At 73.3% G+C, this 15244-nt stretch carries 17 protein-coding genes; 10 read left to right on the top strand and 7 right to left on the bottom strand.

Features of this window, described 5'->3' with window-relative positions:
• Positions 1–12 precede the first annotated feature (12 nt).
• Positions 13–915, top strand: a complete 903-nt coding sequence (locus ACFXDE_RS38195) for an alkaline phosphatase family protein (RefSeq protein WP_380498944.1) — start codon at positions 13–15, stop codon at positions 913–915.
• 180 nt (positions 916–1095) lie between these two features.
• Positions 1096–1617, top strand: a complete 522-nt coding sequence (locus tag ACFXDE_RS38190) for a hypothetical protein (RefSeq protein WP_380498943.1) — start codon at positions 1096–1098, stop codon at positions 1615–1617.
• A 9-nt stretch (positions 1618–1626) separates the two neighbouring features.
• Here the strand turns inward: ACFXDE_RS38190 and ACFXDE_RS38185 are convergent, their stop codons facing one another.
• Entirely contained in the window at positions 1627–2697 is a 1071-nt protein-coding gene (locus ACFXDE_RS38185) for a TolB family protein (RefSeq protein WP_380498942.1), read from the bottom strand.
• Between the two features lie 200 nt (positions 2698–2897).
• Here ACFXDE_RS38185 and ACFXDE_RS38180 point away from each other — a divergent pair, with 200 nt between their 5' ends.
• A complete protein-coding gene (locus tag ACFXDE_RS38180) occupies positions 2898–3344 on the top strand; it encodes a hypothetical protein (RefSeq protein WP_380498941.1) in 447 nt (148 codons plus the stop codon).
• Between the two features lie 49 nt (positions 3345–3393).
• Here ACFXDE_RS38180 and ACFXDE_RS38175 read toward each other — a convergent pair whose 3' ends face one another.
• Positions 3394–4374 carry an alpha/beta hydrolase gene (locus ACFXDE_RS38175; RefSeq protein ID WP_380498940.1) on the bottom strand — a complete coding sequence of 327 codons (981 nt, stop codon included), beginning with the start codon at positions 4372–4374 and terminating at the stop codon, positions 3394–3396.
• A gap of 50 nt (positions 4375–4424) precedes the next feature.
• Here ACFXDE_RS38175 and ACFXDE_RS38170 point away from each other — a divergent pair, with 50 nt between their 5' ends.
• Positions 4425–4934, top strand: a complete 510-nt coding sequence (locus tag ACFXDE_RS38170) for a hypothetical protein (protein WP_380498939.1) — start codon at positions 4425–4427, stop codon at positions 4932–4934.
• 91 nt (positions 4935–5025) lie between these two features.
• On the opposite strand, the gene ACFXDE_RS38165 is transcribed toward ACFXDE_RS38170, so the two are convergent.
• Positions 5026–5523: a signal peptide protein gene (locus ACFXDE_RS38165; RefSeq protein WP_380498938.1), complete on the bottom strand. Its 498-nt coding sequence runs from the start codon at positions 5521–5523 to the stop codon at positions 5026–5028.
• A 240-nt stretch (positions 5524–5763) separates the two neighbouring features.
• Here ACFXDE_RS38165 and ACFXDE_RS38160 point away from each other — a divergent pair, with 240 nt between their 5' ends.
• From ACFXDE_RS38160 to ACFXDE_RS38145, 4 genes are all read left to right on the top strand, one after another.
• Positions 5764–6561 (top strand): hypothetical protein, encoded by a 798-nt coding sequence (locus tag ACFXDE_RS38160; RefSeq protein WP_380498937.1) that lies wholly within the window; start codon positions 5764–5766, stop codon positions 6559–6561.
• A 72-nt stretch (positions 6562–6633) separates the two neighbouring features.
• Positions 6634–7383 carry a YcnI family protein gene (locus ACFXDE_RS38155; RefSeq protein ID WP_380498936.1) on the top strand — a complete coding sequence of 250 codons (750 nt, stop codon included), beginning with the start codon at positions 6634–6636 and terminating at the stop codon, positions 7381–7383.
• 152 nt (positions 7384–7535) lie between these two features.
• Entirely contained in the window at positions 7536–8147 is a 612-nt protein-coding gene (locus ACFXDE_RS38150) for a TetR/AcrR family transcriptional regulator (protein WP_380498935.1), read from the top strand.
• Between the two features lie 102 nt (positions 8148–8249).
• Positions 8250–9059, top strand: coding sequence for a class II aldolase/adducin family protein (locus ACFXDE_RS38145; RefSeq protein WP_380444953.1), 810 nt, complete (start codon positions 8250–8252; stop codon positions 9057–9059).
• Positions 9060–9074: 15 nt separating this feature from the next.
• Here ACFXDE_RS38145 and ACFXDE_RS38140 read toward each other — a convergent pair whose 3' ends face one another.
• Positions 9075–9596 carry a GNAT family N-acetyltransferase gene (locus ACFXDE_RS38140; RefSeq protein ID WP_380498933.1) on the bottom strand — a complete coding sequence of 174 codons (522 nt, stop codon included), beginning with the start codon at positions 9594–9596 and terminating at the stop codon, positions 9075–9077.
• 50 nt (positions 9597–9646) lie between these two features.
• Complete coding sequence (locus ACFXDE_RS38135; protein WP_380498932.1) at positions 9647–10117, bottom strand: DUF1348 family protein; 471 nt, start codon at positions 10115–10117, stop codon at positions 9647–9649.
• A gap of 114 nt (positions 10118–10231) precedes the next feature.
• Here ACFXDE_RS38135 and ACFXDE_RS38130 point away from each other — a divergent pair, with 114 nt between their 5' ends.
• Positions 10232–10792 carry a TetR/AcrR family transcriptional regulator gene (locus tag ACFXDE_RS38130; protein ID WP_380498931.1) on the top strand — a complete coding sequence of 187 codons (561 nt, stop codon included), beginning with the start codon at positions 10232–10234 and terminating at the stop codon, positions 10790–10792.
• Between the two features lie 128 nt (positions 10793–10920).
• Here ACFXDE_RS38130 and ACFXDE_RS38125 read toward each other — a convergent pair whose 3' ends face one another.
• Together ACFXDE_RS38125 and ACFXDE_RS38120 are read right to left on the bottom strand one after the other, a co-directional pair.
• On the bottom strand, positions 10921–12759 hold the full coding sequence (locus ACFXDE_RS38125; protein ID WP_380498930.1) for a phospholipase C: 1839 nt from the start codon (positions 12757–12759) through the stop codon (positions 10921–10923).
• Positions 12760–12976: 217 nt separating this feature from the next.
• A complete protein-coding gene (locus ACFXDE_RS38120) occupies positions 12977–13669 on the bottom strand; it encodes a hypothetical protein (RefSeq protein WP_380498929.1) in 693 nt (230 codons plus the stop codon).
• 243 nt (positions 13670–13912) lie between these two features.
• On the opposite strand from ACFXDE_RS38120, the gene ACFXDE_RS38115 reads away from it, so the two are divergent.
• Positions 13913–15127, top strand: coding sequence for a serine hydrolase domain-containing protein (locus ACFXDE_RS38115; RefSeq protein WP_380498927.1), 1215 nt, complete (start codon positions 13913–13915; stop codon positions 15125–15127).
• Positions 15128–15244 lie beyond the last annotated feature (117 nt).

Below are 15244 nucleotides of genomic sequence, written 5' to 3'. Positions count from 1 at the left end.
TGAGGACTCGTCATGCCTGAGCCCGTCCAGCCCCGCCCGCGCACCCGCCCGCGTTCCCGCCGCACCGCGACCGCCGTCGCCTCGGCGACCGCCCTCGTGGCCGCCTCCGCCGGCCTGTGGGCCGCCACCGCCCCCGCCGCGCAGGCCGCCGCGCTGCCCGCCCCCGACCACGTGATCGTGGTCGTCATGGAGAACCACGCCTACAGCCAGGTCATCGGCAGCAGCAGCGCGCCGTACATCAACTCCCTGGCCAAGGGCGGCGCGACGCTCACCCAGTCGTACGCGATCACGCACCCGAGCCAGCCGAACTACTACGCGCTGTTCTCCGGCTCGACACAGGGCATCACCGACGACAGCTGCGTGAACGTCGGCGGCCTGCAGGCCCCGAACCTCGCCTCCGAGCTCACCGCCGCCGGGAAGACCTGGGGCAGCTACAACGAGTCGCTGCCCGCCCAGGGCAGCACGGTGTGCAGCAGCGGCACCTACGCGCAGAAGCACAACCCGTGGTTCGGCTTCGGCAACGTCGCGCTGAACTCGGCCCGCACCTTCAGCCAGTTCCCGACCGACTACACCACCCTGCCGAAGGTGTCCTTCGTCGTGCCGAACCTGTGCAGCGACATGCACGACTGCTCGGTCAAGACCGGCGACACCTGGCTCAAGACCAACCTCGGCGCCTACGCCACCTGGGCCGCGAGCCACAACAGCCTGCTCCTCGTCACCTTCGACGAGGACAACCGCCTGGCCGGCAACCGCATCCCCACCGTCGTCTCCGGCGCCCACGTGGCCGCCGGCAGCACCACCGCCACCACCTACAACCACTACGACGTCCTGCGCACCCTGGAGGACCTGGCCGGCCTGACCACCCACGCGGGCAACGCGGCCAACGGCACCGACATCTCCGGCATCTGGAACTGACCCACCCCGCACGCCGTCCGACGACGAGGTCCGGCACCACGCGGTGCCGGACCCCGTCCCGGTCACCGTCCGGGCTTCGCCGTGAAGTGAGGGCCGTGGTAAGCATGGCGCGTGCGCTTCGATTCCGTTCCGATGCCGCCGGCCGTCGAGGGCCGGCCCCGTGATGTGCGTGGGTATCCCGTGCCGGCGATCACTCCCTGGGAGGGGGGTGAGCCGCAGTTCGCGCTGACCGACTACGGGCGGAGTGCGAACTGTGCGCTGGAGCGGCGGTGTTCGGTGTGCGACGAGCTGATGCCGCAGGGGCCGGTGTGGCGGGTGGTCGGCGCTGCGGAGAGCGCGGCGATCGCCGAGGCGCTGGCGGACGGGCGGCCGTACCGGAACCTCGCGCCGACGATGGAGGGGCCGGGACACCGGGCGTGCATGCTGTACGCCTCGATGGTCTGCCCGTACCTGGCCCGGCCCAACGCCCGTCGGCGCACCACGGCGGACGGCGCCCCGGACGGGCTGACGTCGGCCGTCGTCCGGGGCGCCGTGCGCGGTGGTACGGGTGCGGTGGTCGGGTACGGGGACTACGAGTACGGCGTCACCGCGTCCCGGGTGCTGTTCCGCTTCCTCGACGTGGTCGAGTACCTCCCGCACGAGAACGCGGAGGAGCACCTGGCCGAGCTGCGCGCCGAGTTGGCGCGCAGCTCTCGGGGTTGAGGCGGGAGATCACGGCCGGAAGGCCGGCAGGCCCTTGAACGTCGAGACGGGGGCCGGGGCGGCCGAGCCGTCGGCCGGGAGGGTGCTGATCCCGTCCGGGGTGCGGACGGCGATGGTCTTCCCGTCCGGGGACCACGCGGGCTCGGTGTAGTCCGTGGTGGCGGACGGGGTGAGGTCCTTCTCCTTGCCCTGGTTCTCGGTGTTCTTCGAGAACAGGTGGTCGTGCCCGTTCACGGAGCGGACGAAGACGACCTGCTCGCCGTCGGGGGAGAGGGCCGGCTGCGAGCCCTTGCCCATGTCGCGGGTGTTGGCCCGGATGTAGTCGTCGTAGATGTAGACCTCGCCGTTGGGCGTGTTGGCGTACGCGACCTCGCCGCGCTTGCCGCCGGCGTTCGACCAGGTGTTGCCGGTCGCGGGCGGCTGCGTGACGCCGGGGCCGCCGCCGTCGGAGATGGCGGGCGTGACCGCCTTGGGGGCGGTGCCGCCCTTGACGGGGACCGTCTCCAGGGTCAGGACGCCGCCCTTGGCCGAGGAGAACACGATGTTGGCGAAGCGCTCCAGGAACCCCGGGCTGTCCGAGACGGCGTCGCTCTTCTCGGCGTGCTGCCAGCTCGGGTGGGACCAGGTCTCGCCGCCCGGGTTCTTGGCGAGGACGACCTTGTTGCTGCCGTCCGGGTTGGCGGTGACGAGGTCGCCGTTGCCGTTGACGAACGCGGCGTGCTTGCCGTCGGGGGACCACGCGAGGTCGCGGACGACGGTGCCGAAGTCGACGGTGGTGCCGTTCATCACGACGGTCTGGGTGCCCGTGCTGATGGTGAGGTGGTTGGCCGCGCTGGTGCCGTTGACCTCCTTGGCGCCGCCCGTGCTGCCGGTGCTGCCCGTGCCGCCGGAACCGCCCGTCGAACCGCCCGCGCCGCCGCTCTTGCCCGGCGCGGCCGTGCCGGGGGCGGCGGTCGGCTCGGGGCCGTTGCCCGTGTCGTTGGGACCGCAGGCGGAGACCAGGACGGTGCCGGCGGTGGTCATCAGGGCTATCGCGGCGACGGTGCCGAACCGGTTGCGGACTGTGGTGCGAACGGACATCTTCCAGGTCCCCCTCGTGCGTTGCTCGCTTACAGGTAGGAGCCTCGCAGCCGCAGGTCCGCGCCGCGTCGACGACGTGTCACAGCCGTGGAACAGCCCCACCGGCGGGGAACTCCGCGCTATCGTCCTTGTCGGAACGCGGCGGAGCGTGACGGCCCGCCACGTCCGCCCGTCTGTCCGGACCGGGAGGGGAGACCGCGATGACCGCCGCCCGCAAGCCCGCCGAACTGCTGGAGTTCTCCGACGACCTGCACGTCGAGGACATCGACCCGCTGCGGACGTTCCTGGCCGCCAGACTGCGCGAGATCGTCGCCGCGCAGCCCGACGGCAGTGACGCCCATTTCGCCGCCGAGCGCCTGGAGCAGATCACCTCGGCCGACTGCATCCAGCTCGCGGACCTCCTGGTCGCCTGGGAGGTCGTCCTGGAGGAGGAGCGGACGGAGGAGCCGGGCGAGACCCAGCGGCTGCGCCAGGACGTGTCGATCTGGTGGGCGCGGCTGTGCCGGACGGCCGACCGCTTCCGCGACCACCCGGACCACAATCCGCGGTGGCGCCGGCTGGACTACATGAACCTCTGGCACGCGGAGTTGATGGCGAGCCTGACGGACGCCGCCGGCGGCGTGTACGGCGACGGCGCCCACCCCTGACCCGGGACCCGGCCGGCCCGCGTTCACCGCCCGCGTTCACCGCCCGCGTTCACCGCCCGAGGATCCGCCGCAGCCAGCGGGTGCGGGCGTCGAGGGCGTCCCGGCTGAGGGCCGCGTGCGGCGCGAGGGTGTCGAAGCCGTGGAACGCCCCCGGCCAGACGTGGAGTTCGGCCGCGCCGCCGGCCCGCCAGATCGCGTCGGCGTAGGCCACGGCCTCGTCCCGGAAGGTCTCGGCCGACCCGACCTCGACGTAGGCCGGGGGCAGTCCGGCGAGGTCGGTCGCGCGGGCGGGGGCGGCGTAGGGCGGCAGGTCGGCGGAGCCGTACCGCTCGCCGAGCACGGCCTGCCAGGCGGTGGCGTTGGAGGTGCGGTCCCAGGTGTCACGGCCGGCCAGCTGGTGGCTGGAGTGCGTGTCGCCGCGGTCGTCGAGCATCGGGCTGAGGAGCAGTTGGCCGATCGGCGCCGGCCCGCCGCGGTCGCGCGTCAGCAGGGCGAGGGCCGCGGCGAGCCCGCCGCCCGCGCTCTTGCCGCCGAGGACGACGCGCTTCGCGTCGAGGCCCAGCTCATCGGCGAGTTCGGTGGTGTGGAGGAGCCCGGCGTAGCAGTCCTCGACGGCGGCCGGGTACTGCGCGCCGGGTGCCAGCCGGTAGTCGACGGAGACGATGGCGAGCCCGAGCGGTTCGGCCGTCTCGCGCAGTAGGCGGGGCAGGACGGACCACGCGTTGCCGGAGATCATCCCGCCGCCGTGCAGGTAGTACAGGACGGGCAGCGGCCCGTCGAGCCCGGCGGGCCGGGCCGTCACCAGCCGGACCTCGCTGCCGTCCCACGCGACCGGCGCCCGCAGCTCCGCGACCTCGAACCGGCCGCCGTCCCGCAGCCGTTCGGCCGTCGGCCGGGGCCGGGAGGCGGCGTCCCGGGCCTGCCAGGCCGCGAGCCCGGCCGGCGTGAGCGGCTCCGGCGTGCCGACGGCCGCCAGCGCGGCGTGCAGTTCCGGGTCGAAGACGACACCCATGAACGAACCCCCCCTCATCTCGGTAACTTTTGTTACCGCGAACCGACTTCGTAAACTATGGTTGTCACATGATGATGCCTGAGATCACCCGGGAAGAACAGGCGGCACTCGACAAGGCTCTCTGCGAGGCCCTGGACCCGCTGGCCGCGGCCATCCGCGCCCGGCAGAGCGGGCTCGCGCAGGAGCGCATGTGGGACGCGGACCCGGCGGAGGTGGCGCTGTCCGTCCTCGCCGCCTGGAAGGTGGTGGACGGCGCGGTGAAGCAGCTGACGGCGACGGCGGCCGGCACCGCCGGTTCGTACGGGGCGAGTTACGAGCAGCTCGGTGCCGTGTGGGGCATCACCCGGCAGGGCGCGCGGAAGAAGTGGCCGGACGCCGTCCAGCGTCCGGCGCAGGAGGCGGGCACGCTCGAACTCTTCGGCGGGACGGCGAGGTTGGTCCAGGCGCCGGGCGGCGGCTGGGGCTGGACGGCCACGGGGGCCGACGGTGTCCTCGGCGCGGGGGAGGACGGGGTGCACCACGTGAGCGCGGAGGTGGCCGCGGCCCACGCGGGGGCCTTCCTCAGGGAGCACGCCTGACCGTGCGGGCGTGGGCTCAGGCGCTGTGGGCTCAGGCGTCGTGGGTTGAGGCGTCGTGGGCTCGGGCGTCGTGGGCTCGGGCGTCGTGGGCTCAGGAGTACAGCGCGATCCGCGGCTCGACCGTGCCGTGGGCGGGCGCGAGCACCGTGAGCCGGTAGTGCTCGGTGAGCGTGTGGTGGCCGTGCAGGACGATCTTCGCGGTGGTGAGGCCGGTGAACAGCGTGCCGGTCTGGCTCCCGAGCTGCACGGTCCGCCACCGCCCGTCGGAACCGAGCAGTTCGAGCCTGACGTCGGACGTGACGAGGAAGGGGCCCTTGTCGGGCGACTCGACGAGGATCTGCGGGGCCACGGTGCGGTCCGCGGAGGAGGGGTTGCGGTAGGTCACGGTGATCCGGTGCGGCGTGCGGTCGGCCGGCAGCGGGCTGCTCGGCAGGTTCACGAACCCGACCGGTGCCGCGGCGGCCGTCGCCGCCGGCGGGGGAGCGGACGCCACCGCCTGCCCGGGGGCGACCAGCGCGATGGCCGGGAGGGCGGCGAGGGCGACGGCGGTCAGGACCGGACCTCTGCGGGGGATCCTCCTGCTGGGCATGGCGCCTCCTTCGATCGTCGACGGCACGCCCGGTGACCGATGGGGATCCGCGGGTGCACGGACGGTCGCCGCTCGGGCGGGCTGTACGTATCCACGGTGCACGCCAACCGCATCCGCCGCATCCGCCGGGGCCCGCGGCCCGCTGCGGAGGCCGCCGGAACCCGTACGTTCTCGCGGTGATGTGCGGGGTTCGGGGGAACCGGCCCGGCGCTCGGTCGGGGGTGGCATGATGTCCCGGCCATGGCTGCCTCCCGACCCGAGGCGCTGCCGTCACAGGTTCGCGCCGCCGCGCTCGACCTTCGCGCACTGAGGGCCCTGCCCTTCGCGACGGTCTGCGTCGTGCTGGCCGCGGCCGGGCACGTCTTCGCCTCCGGGAGCCCGGTCCCGCCGGGCGCGCTGTTCCTCGGGTGGGTGCTGTCCGGCGCCGCGGCGGCTTTCGGCGCGCGACGGGAACGCTCGGCGCGGGCGATCATCGGGGGCCTGGCAGGCGCACAAGGGGGCTTGCACGTCCTCTTCCACGCTGCCCAGGCCTCGCGCACGGTCCCGGCGAGGGGCGAAGCGGACACCATGGCCGATATGCCCGGCATGCCTGGGATGTCAGGGATGGGCGGGCGCTCCGGCGTGGCGATGGCCCACGCCGTGACGGGCGGCGGCGGGGCGGTCCCGCACACCGCCGTCGCGGCGACGCACGTCGCCTTCTGGTGCCACGCGACGCTCCTCGGCCTCAGCCCGGCCATGCTCGCGGCGCACCTGGCCGCGACCGTCGTCGCCGGCTGGTGGCTGCGGCGCGGCGAGGCGGCCGTCTGGTCGCTGGTCCGGCTCGCGGCCGGCACCGCCTCGGCCGCCGTGCGGGCCTGCGCGGATCAACTCCGCGGCGTGCTGGCCCTGTTCGAGGCCCTGAGCGACGGGCTCGGCGGCCGGTCGCGGGCGGGCGCCGTGCGTCGGGTGCCGGCATACGACTGGTGGGGTCCGGTGCGGTCGGCGCCGCTCCGGCACGTGGTGATCAGGCGCGGTCCGCCGCTGGGCGCGGCCGTCTGACGGGACCGTCCCGTCGCGGCCGTCCGCCCGCCCCTGACCACACCCATGCCTTCCCTGGAGAAGACACCACCCATGAGAGCCTCCTCCGCGATCCGCCTCGCCGCCGCCTCCGCCCTGGCCGCCACGGCCGTGCTGGCCGGCGCCACCGCCGCGTCCGCGCACGTCACCGTGCAGCCGTCCAGCGTGCCGAAGAACGCGACCGACCAGACCTTCGCGTTCCGCGTGCCGAACGAGGACGACAAGAACAGCACGGTGAAGGTCGAGATCGACTTCCCGGTCGACCACCCGATCCCGTCCGCCCTGGTCGCGCCGGTGGCGGGCTGGACCGACCGGATCCAGACCACCAAGCTCGCGACGCCGATCCACACCGACGACGGCGACATCACCGACGTGGTGTCGCAGATCGTCTGGACCGGCGGCCAGATCGCCCCCGGTCACTACCAGGACTTCACCGTCGACCTCGGCGCGCTGCCCGAGGGCACGGACAAGGTCGTCTTCAAGGCGCTCCAGACCTACGGCGACGGGAACATCGTCCGCTGGATCGAGGAGCCGCAGGAGGGGCAGCCCGAGCCGAAGAACCCGGCGCCGGTCCTCAAGCTGACCGCGGCGAGCGCGGCGAGCGCGACGACCGCCGGGGATGCCACGGCCGCACCGGCTCCTGCCGCCGCCCCGACGGCTCCGGCGGCCCCGGTGGCGGCGAAGGCGAGCACCAGCGACTCCACCGCCCGCGCGATCGGCATCGCGGGCGTCGTCCTGGGGGCCCTCGGCGTGGCCGCGGGCCTCCTGCTCGGCCGCCGCCGCTCCACCGGCACCGCTGCCTGACCCTCCCGGGCCGGTGCGGGACTTCTCCCGCACCGGCCCTCGGCGGGCCGGGCGAAGCCGACCGGGTCGGCCCCCGGCGAGGCCGGGCGAGGCCGGCCGAGGCGGCACCGTGATCGATACACTCGTGCATCCGATCCACCCCCGGAGGTCCGATGCCCAAGTGCACCACCAAGCGCCGCCCCGTGACCCGAGCCGCGCTGCTGGAGGCGGCGCTCGCGGTCTTCGCCGAGCACGGGTTCCAGGCCGCGACGATCGAGCAGGTCTGCACCCGGGCCGGCTACACCCGGGGCGCGTTCTACTCGAACTTCGGCAGCAAGGAGGAGCTCTTCCTCGCCCTGTTCGACCAGCACAGCCAGGAGATCCTCGACCGCCTGGCCGACCTGGCGGACGCGCTGCCCGCCGGGGAGTCCACCCTCGCCGAGTTCGCCGGGCGGATCGCCCGGATCGACCCGGCCGAGCGGGACTGGTACCTCGTGAGCACCGAGTTCACCCTCCTCGCGATCCGCGACCCGCAGGCCGGCTGGGTGCTCGCCCGGCACGACGCGCGGCTGCGGGCGGAGCTCGCCCGGGGTCTGACCGCCCAGCTGGAGCGGTTCGGCCTGCGCCTCACCGTGGATGCCGAGGAGCTGGCCCGGCTGCTGATCGCGATCCGCGAGGGCGGCCTGGCGCAGAGCTACGTCGAGCCCGACGTGCTGCCGCCCGGCGAGCTGGAGCGCCGGTTCCTCGGGACGATCCTGGGCGCCGTGACGGAGGCGTCCGGCTGAGGGAGCCTCCGTAAGTCGAGGCATCCGATGCATCGACGTATCGGATACATGCTCGTATCATCCCGGGGGAAGGCACTCGCACCCCCACTCCGGGAGGACGCCATGACCACCCCGCTCCCCGACTCCCTCGCCGCCGTCGTCGGCCCGATGCCGCAGGGCGTCACCTTCCCGCTGCCGCCGACCTTCGACTCCGTCGAGGCCGAGCGCCAGTACCGCAAGGAGCAACTCGCGGCCGGCTTCCGGCTGTTCGGCCGGTTCGGGTTCTCCGAGGGCGTCGCGGGCCACATCACCGTGCGCGACCCGGAGAACCCGCAGTGGTTCTGGGTCAACCCGTTCGGCATGGCCTTCGGCCAGATCAAGGCCTCCGACCTGATCCTGGTCGACCACGAGGGCAACCTGCTGCACGGCAGCCGCCCGGTCAACAAGGCCGCGTTCGTCATCCACTCCCAGGTGCACGCCGCCCGGCCCGATGCGATCGCCGCCGCGCACTCCCACTCGCTGCACGGCAAGGCCTTCTCCAGCCTCGGCATCCCGCTCGACCCGATCACCCAGGACGCCTGCGCCTTCTTCGAGGACCACGCCGTCTACAGCGACTACCGGGGCGTGGTCAACGAGCTGGAGGAGGGCAAGCGGATCGGCGCGGCCCTCGGCCCGCACAAGGCCGTCATCCTGCAGAACCACGGCCTGCTGACGGTCGGGCAGTCCGTCGCCGAGGCAGTCTGGTGGTTCGTCACCATGGAGCGCTCCTGCCAGGCGCAGCTGCTCGCGATGGCCGCCGGCACGCCCAGGCTGATCGACCGCGAGACCGCGCTGCGCACCCGCGAGCAGATCGGCAGCTCGCTGGCCGGCTGGTTCCAGGCCCGCCCGCTGTGGGACCAGATCACCGTCTCGGACCCGGACCTGTTCGACTGATCCGGGCCCTGCGGTTCATGCGCGCTCGGTCCTGACCTCCTCGGTCCTGACCTCGTACGGGCGCAGCCCGCGCTTCTCGTAGTTGCGCAGGGCGTTCGGGTGGTCGTTGCTGTCGGTGTGCAGCCAGACCCGGCGGACGCTCTGCGCGCCGAGCGGCTCGGTGGCCCAGGCCTGGCGCAGGGCGAGCGTCAGCGCGTAGCCGCCGAGGCCGCGGCCGACGTGCTCGGGGACGAGGCCGAAGGTGGTGACCTCGACGTCGCCGCCCGGGTGCGGCTCCAGGTTGGCGACGCCGGCGGGCTCGCCGTCGTGGGTGAGCAGCCAGTACTGGCGGCGCGGGTGCTCGGCGAGGTGGGCCGCCCAGTCCTCGGCGGTGCGGGCGGTGCTGCGCCAGCCGTGCGGCGCCCCGACGCGCGCCTGGACGGCCTGCACCGTGGGTGACGCGCCGTCGGCGGGGGTGAGGGCCAGCCCGGCGACCGGCGGGGACGGGCGCAACTCGGCGGGGTCGGTCATCTCCAGGTACGTGACGATCTTCTCCATGCGCCCAGGCTACGGCCCCGTCCCGCCGTCCCCCCCGGGCCGTCGGGGCGTCAGAGGCCGAGGTCGGTCAGGCCCGGGTGGCCGTCGGGTCGGCGGCCCAGGGGCCAGTGGAACAGGCGCTCGTCCGCGGCGATCGGCAGGTCGTTGATGGAGGCGTGGCGGTGGGCCATGAGGCCGTCGTCGTCGAACTCCCAGTTCTCGTTGCCGTACGAGCGGTGCCACTGGCCGGAGTCGTCGCGCCACTCGTAGGCGAAGCGGACGGCGATGCGGTGGCCGTCGTGCGCCCACAGCTCCTTGATCAGGCGGTACTCGTGCTCGTGCGCCCACTTGCGGGTGAGGAATGCGGCGATCTCCTCGCGGCCGGTGACGAACTCGGCGCGGTTGCGCCAGCGGCTGCCGGGCGTGTAGGCGAGGGCGACGCGCTGCGGGTCGCGGGTGTTCCAGCCGTCCTCGGCGGCGCGGACCTTCTCGTGGGCGGTCTCCGTGGTGAACGGGGGCAGGGGCGGGCGCTGTGCGGACATGCGTGACCTCCTGGGGCGCGCTCGCGGGCGCGGTTCCGGCGCGGCGAGAACGACCGTTCTCGCCTCCTCGGCTACTCTAGGAGAACCAACGTTCTCACGCAAAGGGCACGGCAGATGGACCACGACGCCACGCGCACCGGCATCCTCGACGCGGCCGAGGAACTGTTCTACGGCCAGGGCATCCAGGCCGTCGGCATGGACGCCGTGCGGACCGCCTCCGGCGTCACCCTGCGCCGCCTCTACCAGTACTTCCCGTCCAAGGGGGACCTGGTCGAGGCCTACCTGCTGCGCCGCGACGAGCGCTGGCGCGACGAGCTCGCCGCCCACGTGGCCGCGGCCACCGCCGATCCGGGCGGGCACGTCCTGGCGGTCTTCGACTGGTTGGCCGACTGGTTCGCCCAACCGGCCTTCCGGGGCTGCGCGTTCGTCAACGCCTTCGGCGAACTGGGCGCCACGGCACCGGTGGTGGCCGCCGCCGCGCGGCACCACAAGGACGAGTTCGCCGCCTACCTCGCCGGCCTCGCCGCGGCCGCCGGCGCGCCGCCCGCCACCGCCGCCCACCTGGCCCTCCTCGCCGAGGGCGCCATCACCGCCGCCGCCATCCGCGGTGACGCCACCCCCGCCGCCGAGGCGAAGGAGGCCGCCCGCGTGCTGCTGCGGGCGGCCGGGGTCTGACGGTTCCGGGGTCTGACGGTTCCGGGGACCGAGGGGCCGGGGCCTGAGACCGGGGGCCCTCCCTGGCCCCGGACGCACGACACCGCCGGGCCCTGGGAGGGCCCGGCGGTGTCAGGACGGTGCGGGGATCAGGCGCGGCGACCGCGCTTGCGGCGGGCGAAGACCACCGCGCCGGCGCCGAGCGCCACGAGGGCCGCGGCGGCGGCCGCGATCGGCATGGTGTTGGAGGAGCCGGTGGCGGCGAGGGCCGGGCCGCTCGTCGTGGCCCCGGCGGTCGGGGTCGCGGCGGAGGTGCCCGCGGCCGTGGTGCCGCCCGTGCCGGTGGACGGCGTGCCGGCGGCGGTGGAGGAGCCGTCGGTCGGCTGGCCGGTCGGGGTGGTGGCGCCGGCGGGCTGGCCGGTGGCCGGGTCGAGGATCAGGGTCGCCGACTGGGCGTTCTTGAAGTCGAACATGCCCTCGATGGAGCCGGCGCGCTCGTCGAAGGAGGAGTCGCCGACGCGGCCGGTCTTCCAGTTGTCCTCGACGAAGCGCAGGACCGAGGTCTGGTCGGTCTGGGTGTGGTCCACGAAGTTGGACTTCGAGTACGGGGACAGCACCAGCAGCGGCAGGCGCGGGCCGTAGCCGCAGCGGTCGGCGTAGCCGCCGGCGCCGGCGTCCTTGCCGCACTGGCCGGTGCCGCTCAGGCTGTCGTTGACGGCGTCGCGCGAGCCGTTCACGGGCTCGACGAACTTGTGGTCGTACCAGCCGTCCGAGTCGTCGTAGGCGATGACGACGGCGGTGGAGGCCCAGTCCTTGGACTTCTGCAGCTTGTTGACCGTGTCGACGACGAACTGCTGCTCGTCCAGCGGGTCGGAGTAGCCGGCGTGGCCGTCCTGGTAGTTGGCGGCCTTGAGGTAGGAGACGGCGGGCAGGTTGCCGTGCTGGAGGGCCGCGTCGAAGTCGGTCAGGTCGTACTGGTGGTTGGCCTGGCCGTTGTGGCCGATCTCGTCCACGGTCTTCGGAGCCAGGTGGCTCGGGTTCGCGGTGGACTTGTAGTACTGGAACGGCTCGTGGTGCGGGTTGTAGTCGGTCTGCGACGCGCCCACGATGTTGTTGTGGGAGGCGCCGCAGACGGCCTTGCCGTCCTTGGAGGCGGTCGGCTTGAAGCCGCCCTGGAACCAGCCCCAGCTGACGCCCTTGTCGTTGAGCAGGTCGCCGATGTTCTTGCCGGTCATGACCAGCTGGTTGTGCGCGGTGCTGGAGCACTCGTCGTAGCCCGGGTCGGGGTCGTTGATGACGGTGCCGACGCCGTTCGCGTCCGGGGAGGCGACCGCGTAGGCGTCGGTCGTCTTCTGGCCGGTCTTCGGGTCGACCGCGTAGCCGCCGTGCGTCTGGCCCGAGACCAGGTTGATCGCGCCGGGGGTGGACGGGCCGTAGTTGGTACCGAAGGAGTTGTCGCTCATCGCGAAGCGCTGGGCGTAGTTCCAGTACCCGGTGACGGTGTTGCCGTCGTAGTAGTCCATGACCAGGCCGGGCTGGGTGAACATCGGGGCCTTGCAGCTCTCGACGTTCGTGTGCTCGACGAACTTGTCCATCTTGCCGCCGTCGACGGCGAGCTGCTCGTCCTTGTACGTGTGGTCCTGGTCGCAGGTGACGGCCTGCGTGGGGGTCAGGCGCTTCGGGTTCATCGCGTTCGGGTTGTGGTGCAGCAGGTCGTCCCCGAGGCCGTCCACCTTCGGGGTGTCCGGCTTGGCGGTGAACTTCACCTTGTCGTCGGCGGTGTTGGCCGCGTTCGGGTAGGTGCCGAAGTAGTGGTCGAAGGAGACGTTCTCCTGGAATATCACCACGACGTGCTTGATCGGCGTGGCCGTCTGCGGGTCCTCCGCGGCGAAGGCCGCCGGGGTGCCGCCGAGGGCGGTGAGGGACATGGCCCCGACGAGGCCGGCGCCGTACCGGAGCCACCGGTTGCGGGTGGGGACTGCGTGCATGCTGTGATCCTCGAACATGTCGTCAACGAGTGGGGTCGCGCGGGGCGAGCAGTCGCTCTCCGGCGGCGGCCAAGACGCTAAAGGGAACAGATGAACGCGGTTCCCGGCCGCAGGTTACCGGACAGTAAACCAGAGACGTCCGTCAGGGTGACCGGGGTTGACGGCCAACTGTCTTTTCTTGGTGATCGGTTGACGATTCCTTGACCTGGGGCTCGGCTCAGGAGGTCGAGGGGGTGAACGGCGCGCCGGGCGGGATGGTCGCCGGGGGGATCACGATCGCGGGCGGGAGCTTGTGGCAGCCGTCCCAGGAGGCGAGGTAGCCGGGCGGGCAGGACTTGGGCGGCGTCGGCAGGGTCGGCTCCGGGCGCGGGGGGATCGTCCATCCGGGCGGGGCGCCGGGCGCCGGGTGGTCGGCCGGCGGCTCCGCGGCCGGGGGCTTGGGTGCGCTGCTCTTCGGGCGCGGGGCCGACGTCGGGGCCGCCGGTGCGGGCGGGGCTGCGGGAGCGGGCGGTGCGGGCTTCTTCGCGGACGGCTCCGGAGTGTCCGGTGCGGCCGGCGTCTCCCGGGTGGCCGTAGCGCTCGGCGCGGCCGGTGTCCCGGTTGCCGCGTCGGTGGCCGGGGATTCGGTCGTGGTCGGGGAGGCGGAGGGGGTCGGGGAGGCGGACGGACTCGGGGAGGCAGTGGGTGACGCGTCGGAGGCCGGTGTCGAGGCGGCGGAGTCCGGTCCGGTCAGGAGCAGTGCGCCGCCGCCCAGCGCCGCGAGCGCGCAGATGCCGGCCGCCATCCCGAGGGCGACCTTGCGCCGCCGTGCCGGGTTCACACCTATTACGGCGTTCACGCCCGTTTCGATTTCCGTACCCGGGTTCTCCGGCTCGGTCCCGAGGTCGTCCGCTTCGCTGCCGTCCTGCATTCGTGCCCGCCTTCTCGATCTTCGCTTCCGAACTGCGCGGGAGCGTAGCAGTGGCCTCGGGCACCGGCAGAGGAAGGGCTGTTCGTACGCCCTGTCGGCTGCTCCTCGGGGTCGACCCCGACGAAAGATCAGGGGTCGCGGGTCGGGACCCTTATTGATCTTGAGGGGTCGGAGTCGGCAGACTCGTCGCCGAGCCGAAGAACAGTCGGCTCCACTGACGATCAGTCTGGAGTTGCATCACCCGTGAACCCCTACGCCAACCGCACCCGTTGGGCCGTCCTCGCCGCCGCCGGTGCGCTCACGGCCGCCCTGACGGTCGGCGCGGGCACCCCCGCGCTGGCGGCGCAGCCGGCCGCCGTCCCCAGCGGCGCTTCGGCGAGCGCCGCGCCGCTGGCGCCGCTGGACGCGGCGGCCGTCCGCAAGGCGCTCGACGCGCGCCCGGCGGCCGACGTGTCGGCGGCCTTCGTCCGCGTCACCGGCTCCGGCGGCAGCCTGGACGCCACGTCGGGGGATGACGTGGACACCGGGGGCCGGTTCCGGATCGGCTCGATCTCGAAGGTCTTCACCGCCACCGTCGTCCTCCAGCTCGCCGCCGAGGGGCGGATCGACCTGGACGGCACCGTCCAGCAGTACCTCCCGGACGTCCTGCCCGAGGGGTTCCCGCCGGTCAAGGTCGGCCAGCTGCTCGACCACACCAGCGGCCTGCCGGGTGGGTCCAACGCGTTCTGGGGCGACGGCACCACCGCGTGGTTCGCCGACCACGGGAGCGACGGGTACACCCCGGAGGAGATCGTCGCCACCATGGCCGGCCAGAAGATGGCCTTCGACCCGGGCACCCAGCAGCAGTACAACGGGATGAACACCTTCGTCGCCGGTCTGCTCGTCGAGCAGGTCACCGGGCACAGCTACGCCCACGAGCTGCGCGAGCGCATCATCCGTCCGCTCGGCCTGCACGACACCTCGCTGCCGGACGCGGACGACCCGCGTCTGCACCACCCCGCCAGCCACCCGTACCTGACCGTCCCGGACCCGGACGGCGGCACGTACCGGGCGGACGTCACCGAGCAGAGCCCCTGGCCCTGGGCGGAGGGCGGCATGATCTCCAGCGCCCCGGACCTCGAGCGCTTCATGACCGCCCTCTTCCGCGGCCGGCTGCTGCCCCCGGCGCAGCAGGAGAAGCTGTTCACCGTCCCGGACGTGCCGGTCGCCGCGGACAGCACCCACTGCCCGGGCAACAAGGCCTGCATGAGCATGGGCCTGGAACGCCTGGAGCAGAACGGGGTCGTGATCTGGGGCAAGACGGGCTCGCGCCCCGGCTACACCAGCGGGGTGTTCGCCACCCGGGACCTGGGCCGCACCGTGGTCTACTCGGTCAACCCGACCGGACTGGACGGCGCCGAGAACCGGTACTCGCTGAAGGTGCTCGTCACCGCCTTCGGCCTGGCGCTCCACGCCTGAGGCCGCTCCCGCAAGGGAGTTGACGGGGCCCCGGCCGTGGGGCCGCCGGGGGGCGGCGCGGGGCCCCCCCCCGGGCGGGCACAACCACCCACAACACGAGCGCCGCACAGCGAACGG

It is taken from the genome of Kitasatospora sp. NPDC059408, assembly GCF_042751525.1.
In the GTDB taxonomy this organism is placed as follows: domain Bacteria; phylum Actinomycetota; class Actinomycetes; order Streptomycetales; family Streptomycetaceae; genus Kitasatospora.
The sequence above is the reverse complement of the archived record's forward strand: the minus strand, read 5'-3'. Positions and strand labels throughout refer to the sequence as shown.

What these genes read in the sequence shown, in the direction of transcription:
- ACFXDE_RS38135 (WP_380498932.1), bottom strand. Translation starts at nt 10,117, where the DNA reads ATGTCCGCACAGCGCCCGCCCCTGCCCCCGTTCACCACGGAGACCGCC.
- ACFXDE_RS38125 (WP_380498930.1), bottom strand. Translation starts at nt 12,759, where the DNA reads ATGCACGCAGTCCCCACCCGCAACCGGTGGCTCCGGTACGGCGCCGGC.
- ACFXDE_RS38150 (WP_380498935.1), top strand. Translation starts at nt 7,536, where the DNA reads ATGCCCAAGTGCACCACCAAGCGCCGCCCCGTGACCCGAGCCGCGCTG.
- ACFXDE_RS38175 (WP_380498940.1), bottom strand. Translation starts at nt 4,374, where the DNA reads ATGAGGGGGGGTTCGTTCATGGGTGTCGTCTTCGACCCGGAACTGCAC.
- ACFXDE_RS38155 (WP_380498936.1), top strand. Translation starts at nt 6,634, where the DNA reads ATGAGAGCCTCCTCCGCGATCCGCCTCGCCGCCGCCTCCGCCCTGGCC.
- ACFXDE_RS38180 (WP_380498941.1), top strand. Translation starts at nt 2,898, where the DNA reads ATGACCGCCGCCCGCAAGCCCGCCGAACTGCTGGAGTTCTCCGACGAC.
- ACFXDE_RS38185 (WP_380498942.1), bottom strand. Translation starts at nt 2,697, where the DNA reads ATGTCCGTTCGCACCACAGTCCGCAACCGGTTCGGCACCGTCGCCGCG.
- ACFXDE_RS38140 (WP_380498933.1), bottom strand. Translation starts at nt 9,596, where the DNA reads ATGGAGAAGATCGTCACGTACCTGGAGATGACCGACCCCGCCGAGTTG.
- ACFXDE_RS38120 (WP_380498929.1), bottom strand. Translation starts at nt 13,669, where the DNA reads ATGCAGGACGGCAGCGAAGCGGACGACCTCGGGACCGAGCCGGAGAAC.
- ACFXDE_RS38195 (WP_380498944.1), top strand. Translation starts at nt 13, where the DNA reads ATGCCTGAGCCCGTCCAGCCCCGCCCGCGCACCCGCCCGCGTTCCCGC.
- ACFXDE_RS38165 (WP_380498938.1), bottom strand. Translation starts at nt 5,523, where the DNA reads ATGCCCAGCAGGAGGATCCCCCGCAGAGGTCCGGTCCTGACCGCCGTC.
- ACFXDE_RS38130 (WP_380498931.1), top strand. Translation starts at nt 10,232, where the DNA reads ATGGACCACGACGCCACGCGCACCGGCATCCTCGACGCGGCCGAGGAA.
- ACFXDE_RS38160 (WP_380498937.1), top strand. Translation starts at nt 5,764, where the DNA reads ATGGCTGCCTCCCGACCCGAGGCGCTGCCGTCACAGGTTCGCGCCGCC.
- ACFXDE_RS38170 (WP_380498939.1), top strand. Translation starts at nt 4,425, where the DNA reads ATGATGATGCCTGAGATCACCCGGGAAGAACAGGCGGCACTCGACAAG.
- ACFXDE_RS38145 (WP_380444953.1), top strand. Translation starts at nt 8,250, where the DNA reads ATGACCACCCCGCTCCCCGACTCCCTCGCCGCCGTCGTCGGCCCGATG.